Annotated in this window: 10 protein-coding genes and 1 tRNA gene; 10 read left to right on the top strand and 1 reads right to left on the bottom strand. The window is 61.6% G+C overall.

Features of this window, described 5'->3' with window-relative positions; all coding sequences use genetic code 11:
* The first annotated feature begins 2 nt into the window (after nt 1-2).
* The 5 genes from CLV85_RS00120 (at nt 3) to CLV85_RS00100 (ending at nt 4852) form a co-directional block, all read left to right on the top strand.
* Nucleotides 3-91: transfer RNA gene (locus CLV85_RS00120), tRNA-Ser, on the top strand.
* Between the two features lie 144 nt (nt 92-235).
* Complete coding sequence (locus tag CLV85_RS00115) at nt 236-775, top strand: YaeQ family protein (protein ID WP_100387601.1); 540 nt, start codon at nt 236-238, stop codon at nt 773-775.
* 44 nt (nt 776-819) lie between these two features.
* Nucleotides 820-1350 carry a redoxin domain-containing protein gene (locus tag CLV85_RS00110; protein ID WP_100389199.1) on the top strand — a complete coding sequence of 177 codons (531 nt, stop codon included), beginning with the start codon at nt 820-822 and terminating at the stop codon, nt 1348-1350.
* 188 nt (nt 1351-1538) lie between these two features.
* Nucleotides 1539-3431 carry a DUF1800 domain-containing protein gene (locus CLV85_RS00105; RefSeq protein ID WP_147433323.1) on the top strand — a complete coding sequence of 631 codons (1893 nt, stop codon included), beginning with the start codon at nt 1539-1541 and terminating at the stop codon, nt 3429-3431.
* 62 nt (nt 3432-3493) lie between these two features.
* Nucleotides 3494-4852 carry a DUF1501 domain-containing protein gene (locus CLV85_RS00100; RefSeq protein WP_100387599.1) on the top strand — a complete coding sequence of 453 codons (1359 nt, stop codon included), beginning with the start codon at nt 3494-3496 and terminating at the stop codon, nt 4850-4852.
* A 62-nt stretch (nt 4853-4914) separates the two neighbouring features.
* On the opposite strand, the gene CLV85_RS13555 is transcribed toward CLV85_RS00100, so the two are convergent.
* Nucleotides 4915-5040 carry a hypothetical protein gene (locus CLV85_RS13555; protein WP_268249131.1) on the bottom strand — a complete coding sequence of 42 codons (126 nt, stop codon included), beginning with the start codon at nt 5038-5040 and terminating at the stop codon, nt 4915-4917.
* 79 nt (nt 5041-5119) lie between these two features.
* On the opposite strand from CLV85_RS13555, the gene CLV85_RS00095 reads away from it, so the two are divergent.
* The 5 genes from CLV85_RS00095 to CLV85_RS00075 all read left to right on the top strand — a co-directional run bounded on the left by CLV85_RS00095 (nt 5120) and on the right by CLV85_RS00075 (nt 11792).
* A complete protein-coding gene (locus CLV85_RS00095) occupies nt 5120-6127 on the top strand; it encodes an ROK family protein (protein ID WP_229820444.1) in 1008 nt (335 codons plus the stop codon).
* Nucleotides 6128-6301: 174 nt separating this feature from the next.
* Nucleotides 6302-7189 (top strand): carbohydrate ABC transporter permease, encoded by an 888-nt coding sequence (locus CLV85_RS00090; RefSeq protein ID WP_100387597.1) that lies wholly within the window; start codon nt 6302-6304, stop codon nt 7187-7189.
* A gap of 3 nt (nt 7190-7192) precedes the next feature.
* Complete coding sequence (locus CLV85_RS00085; RefSeq protein ID WP_100387596.1) at nt 7193-8137, top strand: carbohydrate ABC transporter permease; 945 nt, start codon at nt 7193-7195, stop codon at nt 8135-8137.
* Between the two features lie 100 nt (nt 8138-8237).
* The gene (locus tag CLV85_RS00080; protein ID WP_100387595.1) at nt 8238-9587 is read left to right on the top strand and encodes an ABC transporter substrate-binding protein; all 1350 of its coding nucleotides are present in this window, start codon (nt 8238-8240) and stop codon (nt 9585-9587) included.
* Nucleotides 9588-9677: 90 nt separating this feature from the next.
* Complete coding sequence (locus tag CLV85_RS00075) at nt 9678-11792, top strand: alpha-galactosidase (RefSeq protein ID WP_100387594.1); 2115 nt, start codon at nt 9678-9680, stop codon at nt 11790-11792.
* The last annotated feature ends 42 nt before the right edge of the window (nt 11793-11834 follow it).

Here is an 11834-nt window from a genome sequence, read left to right as displayed (position 1 = left end):
CTGGAGACGTCGCATAGTCCGGCCTAGTGCACCACCCTGCTAAGGTGGAGTACCCTAACGGGTACCAGGGGTTCAAATCCCCTCGTCTCCGCAGAAGAAAACCCCTGATCATTCAGGGGTTTTTCTGTTTTAACCCACGGCGCATTCCGCTGCCGAGAGGCCGCGAGCGGGAAGTGGCTAACGGCGCTAGCGGGCGGTCACTGCCCGCGGCATCCAGCGGCTAGGCTCAGTCGCTATGGCAGCAGGCGCAACGATTCACACTTTCGCAGTTCAACTGGCCGACGTGGATCGCGGGGTCTACGACGATTTCACCCTGCGCGTCGCGCTGCACCCCTCCGAGACGGCGCCGTACATGGTCACGCGTTTGCTCGCCTATTGCCTCGAGTTCGAGGAAGGCATTGCGTTCAGCGAAGGCATTTCGTCAACCGATGAGCCGGCTGTTCTCGTGCGCGACATGACGGGAACCATCACGGCGTGGATCGAAGTGGGCGCTCCGGATGCGGCTCGCCTGCACTTCGGCAGCAAGCTCGCGGGCCGTGTTGCGGTCTACACGCACCGCGACCCGGCGAAGGTTTCCGCTGCTTGGGCGGGAAAGCGCATCCACAACTCCAGCGATATCGTCTTCCGGAGTTTCGATGCAGGCTTCGTCGACGATGCTGTCGCCGCCGTCGAGCGCCGCAACACCATGACGCTGTCGGTGACCGAGGGCCAGTTGTACCTCGAGCTCAACGGCACGACGCTCACCTCAGAACTGCACACTCACGAGGTCGCTTAGACCGCGCGGAATGAATGCGACCCCTGGTCGCGTTGAACTACACGATGACTATCCTGCCGAGAACCCAGTCTCCCGTTCTTTCGTTGCCGCTTGCCCGCGGCGGAACGCTCGATGATCTCGAGCTCGGCACGGGCGCGGATGGTCGCTTCACGCTTATGGTCTTCTACCGCGGGCTGCACTGCCCGGTATGCCGCAAGCAACTGCGCGAGCTCGATGACGAGATGGATGCTCTCCGTGACGCCGGGGTAGGTCGCATCGTCGCCATCAGCATGGACACTCTCAAACGCGCCACGATCTCAATCGACGACTGGGAGCTTTCGCGTCTTCCGATCGCCTACGGTCTGAGTCACGAGCAAGCCCGCGAGTGGGGCCTCTTCATCTCGAGCGGTTTCAAGAAGGGTGAACCCGAGTTCTTCAGCGAACCGGGCATGGTCATTCTGGACTCTGACGGCACCGTGTTCTGGAGTACTGTCTCGAGCATGCCCTTCGGGCGGATGCCGGTGAAGGCCATCATCCACGGTCTCGAATACGTGACCGAGACCGACTATCCCGCCCGCGGGACTGTCGCACCCTAGCCACGGGCAGCATCCGGCCGTCACGCGCTCGCGAAAATCTGAATCACCCCCTTGTCCCCCCGATGGGGGTAGACAGGGGCTGTAACCCCGCCATAGTATCGGGCACGAATCGTTATTCAGTAGTGCGTGTATGGCTGTCGAAACCTAGTCGGCGACCGGCGTACGTGAGCCCGACGAAGGACCTTCGCGTGAATCCTCCCGTAACCCCCGACGCACAGACTGGCGGTGAGGGAGAGACACTTCTCGCCCGCCGCATGATCATTACGAGCGGGGTGGCCGCGCTGGCAGCAGTCGGCGCAGCGGCCGCAAGCAGCGCCGCTTTTGGCCCTTCGATCGAGACGGCATCCTCCGACGGGCTCGGTGCGCCGATCAAGCCTGGTGGCTCGTCCGTGCCGAACACCCCCGTACCCACGACGCCCAAGCCCACCCCGAGTGGCACGGCGACGACAGCGCCGCCCACAAACCGCACCCCGGGAACGGCAAACCCTCCGGCCACAAGCGATCCCCGTTCGCCGGCCACCGCGAACCCTCCCGCTGACCGCGACCAGAGCTACGCGAACCCCGGTGCCGGCTCGGGCACTGCTCCGCGGGCGGATGCTCCCGCCGCTGCCAAGCCCGTCACGAAGCCTGCTCCGCCCAAGGGGTCGACGAAACCCGAGGTCATCTCCACGGGGGTCGCGAACAACGATCAGACGCACTCCCATTTGCTGGCGCGAGCAACCTTTGGCCCGCGTGCGAGCGACTTCGCTGATCTCTCGGCCTCAGGCATCGACTCGTGGTTGGGCGCCCAGCTCGCTCCGGCATCCATCTCCGATCCTGATGGCGATGCTGCATGGGCGGCGTTCCCGTTGGCGCGAAAGCCCATCGCCGGAGTGCGTTCCTCGGTGAAAGAGTTCGGCTGGGAGGCTGCGCGCCAGACTGGCCAGGGTACTCTCGCGGCGCAGGTCTTCAGCAAGCGGCAGCTTTTCGAAGTGGTCGTGGACGTGTTCGCGAACCTGCTGAACGTGACCACGCCATCCGACAGCGTCTGGGCTACCGGCCCCGACTACGCGAACACTGTCATTCGGGCCAATGCTTTTGGTCGCTACTCCGATATGTTGCACGCGGCAATGCGCCACCCGGCCATGTTGACGTACCTCAACAACGAACAGTCGAACAAGACAAACGTCAACGAGAACCTTGGTCGTGAGTTGCTCGAGCTGCACACCCTCGGTGTCACCTCGGGCTACACCGAGGGTGACGTGCGCAACAGCGCAATGATCCTCTCTGGCCGTGCCATTGACTACGACACACGAGAGTTCCGCTACCGCCCGGAGCGTCACTATGTTGGGCCGGTTGCTACCTCGTTCTTCTCTGACGAGAATGCCAGCGCCGACGGTGGGCTCGAAATGGGTGACCGCTACGTGAGCGTACTGGCGCATCATCCGGCCACTGCGGCAACCGTCGTGCGCAAGCTCGCGGTTCGCTTCGTCTCCGACAGCCCTCCGCAGGCTCTGCTCGACCGTCTCGCGCAGGTCTACCTCGACAATGACACCGCCATCGTTCCGGTGCTCAAGGCGCTCTTCGCGAGCTCCGAGTTCTGGGCGGCTATTGGCGAGAAGTCGCGTCGTCCGCTTGAGGATGCCGTGGGCTCGGCCCGTGCAGTAGATGCCCGCCCCAGCGACAAGCTGGCCGATGGCATCAAGAACCTTTACTGGGTGCTGCAGAACCTTGGCCACGCGCCGCTCACCTGGACGCCGCCGAACGGTTTTCCGGATGTCACGGGAGCGTGGCTTTCAGCCAGCCAGACCGTGGGCCGTTGGAATCTCCACCGCGGCCTGACGGGCGGCTGGTTCAAGGGGCTCACTCCTCCCACCAAGCTCAACGAAGCTCTCGCACCCACGGCGGGCCAGACCAACTCGCAGTGGGTCGACGCGATAGCTCAGCACCTCATTGGGCGTCCGCTGAGCGATCAGCACCGCGGCGTATTGCTCGCGTATCTCGACGTTGAGGGTTCCGCCGTTGCGGAGCAGGGAAATGCTTGGCAAGTTCCCGCGCTTGCCGCGCTCGTTCTCGACTCTCCCTACTTTCAGCTGCGCTAATCGCCGCCGCTCAGTTCCTCCCCACCTTTGCTGCTCGAACCCGACTCGAGAAAGAACCCCCAATGACCGAGACCCGTTTTCTTCACCCCGACTGCCCCGACTGGCGCCAACTGGGCCCCACTGACCTCGACTCCGCGGTCCGAGCCCACAGCGAGATCGTGGTTGCCGAGGAGCAAGCTCGTCGTCAACTGTGGTCGAAGGGCTTCACTCGACGCCGGATGCTGCAGGGCGGGCTTATGGCGGGTGTCGCCGCCATTGGTTCCCAGATCGTCACGACGCAAGCGTCGTACGCGGCTCCCGGCTCGCCAGACACCGGCGCGCTCATCGTGGTCTTCCTCCGCGGCGGAATGGACGGACTCTCAGTGCTGGTGCCCGCGACCGACGCCGACCTGTTGAAGGCACGGCCGGGTATCGCGGTACGGGAGAACTCGGGGCTCATCCCGTTCGAACGTGGCTTCGGACTTCACCCTGCGCTCGCGGCGCTCAAGCCCATGCTGGCTAAGGGCAAGATCGCTGCTGTGCCCGCCATCGGCACCCCCGATCTCTCGCGCAGTCACTTTCAAGCTCAAGACTGCCTGGAGCGTGGCGGCTCGGCCGGCAACGCTTCGCAGACAGGGTGGCTCAACCGGGCGCTCGAGCAGAGCGGCCCCGGAACGACCTGGCGCGGTGTCGGTGCGAGCGACCGGCTTGCTCGTTCCCTCGTTGGTGACTCGAACGCGCTCGTCGTTCCCGACCTTGAGCGCATGGCCATTGACGTCGACGACTCGTTGCTTGGTCCGACCCGCACGGCTCTTGCGAACCTCTACACCGGTCTCGATCATCCGATCGCCCAGCAGGCCAACCTCGCTTTGAGCGCGTCGGGTGAAGCGCAAGAAATTGCCGCCACAGCCGGGGATGCTCAGGCTCGCGGTTACGCGGACGACAACTTCTCAAACGACCTCGCCACCCTCGCGAGCCTCATCCGTGCCAACGTGGGCCTGCGCGTCGGAACCTTGGATCTCGGTGGTTGGGACATGCACACCGACATCGGAACCCCAGACAAGGGCGACATGCACGACATGCTCAAGGCTGTGGGCGATGGCCTCGCCGCCTTCTTCGCCGACCTTGGCCCCAAGGCTGAGACGACAACCGTCGTGCTCATGAGCGAGTTCGGCCGCCGTGTTGGCCAGAACGACAGCTCCGGTGCTGACCACGGGCACGGTGGCCTAGCGATGGTTCTCGGCGGCGGCGTCAAGGGCGGCGTTCACGGCAAGTGGGAGGGTCTCGGTGCCGATGTGCTCGACCACGGCGACGTTCCCGGCAGCAACGACTTCCGCGACTTGCTTGGCGAGGTCGTCATGAACCGTCTTGACCTCAGCGCTGGCGATGCGAGCATCATCTTCCCCGAGTGGAAGGTCGCGCCGATCGGCGTGATGGCGTAGTCGCAATAGCGTGAGGCTCTTGTGACGCCCAAGTTTTGTCGTGGTGGACATCAGGTCGAGCGCTACCGCTGAGGTAGCCTCGGAGTCATGTCCTTGGCGAATTCTTCGAGCTCGACAGCGAACGCGACGGAGTCTCGTCGGCTGACCGCGATGTCGCCCACGACGTCGCTCGCGCGGGCTGTCCTCATTCACGGCCCTATTCAGCGCGGCGAACTCCTCAGGCGCCTGCAACTTACGCCACCAACGCTTACGCGGCTTTCCAAACCTTTGCTTGATAGCGGGATCATCGTTGAGGTCGGTGAGACGCTCAGCGGCTCTGTCGGGCGACCCGCCAAGCCACTCGATATCCCGCCAAACCCTCGCCGTTTTTTGGGGGTGAAACTCACGAGCGAAACAGCGTTTGGAGTCGTTTCGGATCAGCGTGCTCGAGCTTTTGCTCGGGCTGACCAAGTGCTCGCCAGCCATGAGGTCTCCGTGGTGGTCGATGCGATCGCCGAACTCTTTGCTGAGCTCGATCGCGAGGGCGAGGAGGCGATTGCTGGCGTAGGCGTTACTGTTGGCGGCCGAGTCCTGAGTAACCGCGTCGTGGATAACGTTCGTTTCTTGGAATGGACGTCGGTCGACCTCGGCGGCGCTTTGGAGCAGCGCCTCGGGGTCCCTGTCACTGTCGAGAACGACCTCATCGCTCTTATCGAGGGCGAACACTGGTTTGGTCTCGGCCGCAATATGCGGGATTTCGCCGTTATTACGATTGGTGCTGGCATTGGATACGGCCTCGTCTGGGATGACGCTGTCGTACGTACTCCAGAGACCGGAATCGAACTCGGCGGGCATTTGCCTCTTGAGCCGGGTGGTCCGCGCTGTTTCCGCGGCCACGAAGGATGCGCGACGGCGATGCTCACGGTGGAGAGTATCGAGACGCAGGCTCGAGAAGCCACGGGGCGACAGTTGAGCTACGCCGACGTTCTCTCGGGCGCAAGCGCGGGCGAGCCCGACTTGCTCGCGATCGTTCACCAGGCGGCGCACGCGCTGGGTCGTTTCATTGCGCTGGCGGCAAACTTGGCGATGGTGCACGAGGTGCTGCTGGCCGGTGAGGGCACGGGAATCCTGGACGTTGCTCGCGCCGAAGTGATGCGCGTAATGAACGAAGAGCGTGATCCAGAGGCTCGCCCACTTTCGTTGGTGGTCGATGAGACTGGTTTCGGCATCTGGGCTAAGGGTGCCGCTGCGGTGGCGATCCAGACGTCGTTTGATCGGTCGATCTCTAGCCTTTAGCGATCCTGGTCTCTGTGGTCGGCTCGTGTCGCGAAGAGCTTGCGCCGAACAGGGATTCTCGTTGTTTCTGCATGCTTATTCGCGGCGCCGAAAAACTTTCACCTAATCGCTTGACTTGATTACTTCCATCATGGAACAATTCAACCAACAACGAAGTTAGGTGAGGTTCCGCCCATGGCAGCAAAGGTCAGTAGGGATAATCAGATCGTTCCGGCGATGCTGTTTCTCATCCCCGCCAGCATCGGCTTCCTCGCCTTCTTCCTGTGGCCAACCATTCGTGGCATCTACCTCAGCTTCACCGACTACAACCTGCTGCGGGACCCCACCTTCATCGGGTTCCAGAACTACATCGACATCTTCAATGACGCGGTGTTCTGGCGTTCGATGGCGGTGACGTTCCAATACGTCTTCATCAACGTAGGGCTCCAAACGGTCATCGCCCTCGCGTTGGCGGTGCTCATGCACCGTTTCACTCGGTCGATGGTGATCCGCGGAGTCGTCGTCTTGCCGTACCTCATCGCTAATGTGATCGTCGCACTTGTCTGGTTCTGGCTCGCCGACTACAGCCTCGGCCTCATCAATGCCGCGATCGACTGGCTCGGTTTCAGCAAGATCGGATTCTTTGGAAGCGAAGCCTGGGCAATGCCTACGATCGCGCTTGTGAATGTGTGGCGTCACGTTGGCTATACAGCTCTTCTTCTCTTTGCCGGCTTGCAAGCTATTCCCCGCGACGTCTATGAAGCAGCGGAAGTCGATGGAGCTGGCGAATTCCGGGTATTCCGAAGCGTCACTCTTCCTCTATTGCGTCCGGTTCTTGCCTTCGTCTTGGTAGTCACCGTCGTTGGATCATTCCAGATCTTCGACACCATCGCCGTTACCACTGGCGGTGGCCCGGTCGACGCAACGCGAGCGATCAATTTCTACATCTTTGAGAGAGCGTTTGAGCGATTCGACTTCGGTTACGCCTCGGCGCTCGCCGTCATCTTGATGATTCTGCTCGCCACAATCGCGCTCATTCAAAACCGCCTACTGCGGGCCAACGAGTCAGACATGGAGAGGTAGATCATGTCCATCAAGACACCCACGAAGCGTGCCAAGAAAGTTCGGGCGAGCAGCGCGGAAGATCCCGCAATGGCCAAGTCGCCTGTCTCCAAGTTCTTCGGACGGCTGGCCCTCGCGATCGTCGTGATCATTACGCTGTTCCCGATCTACTGGATGGTGCGCACCGCATTCAGCGACAACCGGGCAATGTTCGGTGAGCCTCTCTCCCTGCTCCCGGTCAACTTCACGCTGGGCCCGATCGAGCGAGTGCTCGGCCTCGCCACCCCGGAGGAAGCGATTGCTGAGGGCGGCTCTGGCGCATCCATCAATTTCGGTCTCTACATGCTCAACTCGATCATCACGGCGACGCTCATCACCGTGTTCCAGATCGCATTCAGCGCGATGGCCGCGTACGCGTTCGCACTGCTGAAATGGAAAGGGCGCGACGCTGTTTTCAACCTGTTCTTGATCGCGCTGATGGTTCCCGTGATCTTCACCATTCTGCCCAACTTTGTCCTGATCAAAGAGTTGGGGTTGCTCAACACGATCATCGGCATCGCTCTGCCGGCGATGTTCATGACACCGTTCGCGATTTTCTTTCTTCGTCAATTCTTCTTTGGCGTGAACCTCAGCATCATTGAGGCGGCAGTGATCGATGGAGCAAGCCAGTGGCGAATCTTCAGCCGTATCGCCGTGCCTTTGGTCTGGCCCCAGATCATCACGCTGGCGCTGCTGCAGTTCATCTTCTACTGGAACGACTACCTGTGGCCGCTGCTGGTCGGTACCACCGAAGAATCGAAGCTGATCACTGTGGGTCTCGGAATCTTCCGCTCCCAGACTCCCGCGGGAAACCCCGACTGGGCTGGACTCATGGCCGGTGCGCTGCTGGCGGCGATCCCCATCTTCATCCTGATCCTGATTTTCGGTAAGCAGATCGTCGGATCAATCCAATCCTCGGGCGTGAAATAGCCCACCTCGTTAGAGGCCATAGTTTCGCTCCGCACAGAGCGACCATCCGACCGCTTCAGCATTGTCGCTGAACGGTTGAACCCAAGAGAAAGAGAAAGCAATGACGAAAGCACTGGCGGGAATCGCTGCACTTGCAGTGGTGCCCCTTGTCTTGGCCGGTTGTTCCGCTGGCTCCGCAACGACAGACGGTCCCGTAGAGATTAAGTACAGCCTCTGGGATGCAAACCAAATGCCCGCATACCAGCAGTGTGCTGATGACTTCCATGCAGCAAACCCTGACATCACGATCACGATTGACCAGTCAGGTTGGGAAGATTATTGGCAGAAGATCAACACCGGCTTAGTCTCCGGCAATAGCGCCGATGTCTTCACGAGCCACCTCGCGTACTACCCCGAGTTCGTATTGAACGATCAGATCCTCCCCCTCGACGATTACATCAAGGCTGATGGGATCGACACCTCGATCTACCAAGACGGACTCGTGGATCTGTGGAAGAGCCCCGAGGGCGTTCAGTACGGACTGCCCAAAGATTTCGACACCATCGCACTCTTTTACAACCAGCAGCTGACAGATGCCGCGGGAATCACAGCAGAGCAGCTGGGTGCCCTCGACTGGAACCCCGACGACGGTGGAACTTACGAAGACGTCATCGCCCACCTCACCGTTGATAAGGACGGTGTACGCGGTGATGAGGCTGGCTTCGACAAGAACAATGTGGAAACCTATGGCATTTGGTTTGAAGCCTCTAATGCCGGCGCCCTCGGCGACGGTCAAACGCAGTGGAGCTACCTCGCGGCAGCCAATGGTTGGGAGGCAACCGATGGCCCCTGGGGCAGCTCATACAACTTCGACGCTCCTGAGTTTCAGGACACCATTACGTGGTGGCGCTCGCTCATCGAAAAGGGCTACATGCCTTCCCTCGCAGCTCAGACCGGTATTTCCTGGTCTGATCAACTGACCGCTGGATCAGTAGCGTTGGCAAGCAATGGCTCTTGGATGACCGGGTATGTGTTTGGCGCAACAACTGACTCCTTCACTCCGGCAGTTGCGCCAACACCGACTGGCCCGACGGGCGAGCGTGCGTCGATGTTCAACGGGCTGGCCGACAACATTTGGGCCGGCACGAAGCATCCTGAAGAGGCCTGGGAATGGGTCAAGTACATGGGCTCACTCGACTGCCAGTCGGTTGTCGCCGATGCTGCAGTAGTCTTCCCCGCCATCCCTGAAGCAACCGATGCCGCCGTTGAGGCATTCGCGGCTAAGGGCGTCGATGTGAACGCATTCACCATCCAGGTGGATGAGGGAACCACGTTCCTGTTCCCGATCACTGACCACAAGTCAGACGTGAACGCGCTCATGACCCCGGCGATGGAAGCAGTGATGTCGGGTAAGGAACCCGTCTCGTCGCTCTCCGCAGCCAATGACCAGGTGAACGCGCTCTTCAAGTAGCTCCTGCCACAACTAAGGCGGCCGCCCGTTACCCCGTACGCGGGCGGCCGCCTCTTCCTGGGCTCTCGGCCCACCGAAAGTGAAAACATTATGACCGCGCAGAACCTTCACCACCTCAGCGCAGCAGGCGTCAGTCTCGTCGTCGACACGTCGAGCGGAACGCCCCACATCATCCATTGGGGCGAGGACTGGGGGAAGGGCATGCTCGCCGATCTTGAGGTGCTGAGCGCCGAAACAGCGATGGCTCCGAACGGTGACGTGAGCTCTCCCTCCGGCATCTGGCGCGAAAATGCGCGTGGCTTCTACGGTCGCCCTGCGGTGCGGGCGCACCGGGCGGGAGCCGACTGGACCCACAAATTTGAACTGACCACAGTGAGCGCATCCGACACCGCTTTGCATTTTGAGTCGGAGGATGCCGCTGCAGGCATACGAGTAACGTGCACGTTTACGGTGGCTCACTCTGGAGTGATTCTGGTGGACTCCACGATCACCAATAGTGGCGCCGAGGGCCTGCAGGTCGAGGAATTCGCTACGTGGCTTCCGCTGCCAGACACCGCGACCGAGTCGATCGACTTCAGCGGGCGTTGGGTTAACGAGCGGCAGCTGTTCCGACGCGATATCCAACCAGGGCTGTGGAGCCGCGACATTCTCGAGGGCCGCACGAGCCACGATTCCACCATCATGCAATTCGCGATGACCGATGCAGCCACGTTCCAGAACGGTTCAGTGTGGGGCGTCGGGTTGCTGTGGAGCGGCAACACTCGCCACATGATCGAGCGCACTGCTACTGGCCGGACCGAGATCGGTGCAGCTGAACTCTTGCTGCCGGGCGAGATGATCCTCGACGCGGGTGCCAGCTACCGTGCGCCCACTGTCGCGGCAGCCTTTGCCAGTGACGGTTTTGACGGGGTGTCGCACCGCCTGCACGAATGGCTCCGTGCCCGCCCCGGCCACCTCGGGGCCAACTCGCCTCGCCCCCTCACCCTCAATGTGTGGGAGGCCGTCTACTTCGATCACAGCTTCGACAAACTCAGCGCCCTCGTGGATGCCGCAGCCGAGGTCGGCGTCGAACGTTTCGTTCTCGACGATGGTTGGTTTGCTGGCCGGCGCGACGATAACGCGGGGCTCGGCGACTGGGTGATCGACACGGCCGTCTGGCCGGAGGGACTGACTCCGCTGATCGACCGGGTGCAGGCTGCCGGGATGCAGTTCGGGCTCTGGTTCGAGGGCGAGATGGTCAATGCAAACTCAGAGCTGTACCGCACGCATCCGGAGTGGATCTTTGGGGCCGACGGCCGCATCCCGGCCGAAGTGCGCAACCAGCAAGTGCTCGACCTCACGCATCCGGGGGCTTATGCCCACGTGCTCGGCCAAGTCGACGCGGTGCTCAGCGCCAATGCGGTTTCTTATATCAAGTGGGATCACAACCGCCCGCTGGTGGAACCTTCTCATCTCGGGCATGCTGCGGTGCACGAGCAGACGCTCGCGATCTATCGCTTGTTCGATGAAATCAAGCAGCGGCATCCTCATGTCGAAATCGAATCCTGCGCTTCGGGCGGGGCCCGCATTGATTTGGGGATGGCGCAGCATGCGGACCGTTTCTGGGCGTCAGACTGCAATGATGCGCTCGAACGGGAACGAATTCAGCGCAACACGATGTTTGCAATTCCGCCCGAAATGCTCGGCACGCACATTGGCCCCACACGCTCCCACACCACGGGGCGAGTGCACACGCTGCAGTTCCGGGCAGCGATTGCGCTCTTCGGGCACGCGGGTATTGAGTGGGACATCACTGAGTGCACACCAGAGGAACGTGCCCAGCTCGCATCGTGGGCTCAGTACTACAAAGACCACCGCGCGCTGCTGCACAGCGGCCGCGTTGTCCGTCAGGGCGATGACGATGCTCCCGTGCACATCATGGGAGTCGTCGCTCCGTCTCAGGACGCGGCGATCTACAGTTACGTGCAATTGCGTGACATTGGATCAAGCATCCCTGCCCGCATTCGGCTGTCAGGCCTTGACCCAGATGCGCGTTACCGCGTCACTCTTGTGGAGCCGGCCGGTGCAGCGCCGCCGTCCGCTCGCTCGATCCCGCAGTGGTGCGCGGGGGCTGAAGTGACCGGACGGGCGTTGGCAGACAAGGGGCTCTTGGCTCCCATTTTGTTCCCCGAGAGTGCGGTAACTATTGAGGCGAAGCGGGTGTGACGATGGGGGCATTCTCGGCGCGCTGATCTCGAGCACAGTATT

Source organism: Salinibacterium amurskyense (assembly GCF_002797685.1).
Classification (GTDB): domain Bacteria; phylum Actinomycetota; class Actinomycetes; order Actinomycetales; family Microbacteriaceae; genus Rhodoglobus; species Rhodoglobus amurskyensis.
The sequence above is the reverse complement of the archived record's forward strand: the minus strand, read 5'-3'. Positions and strand labels throughout refer to the sequence as shown.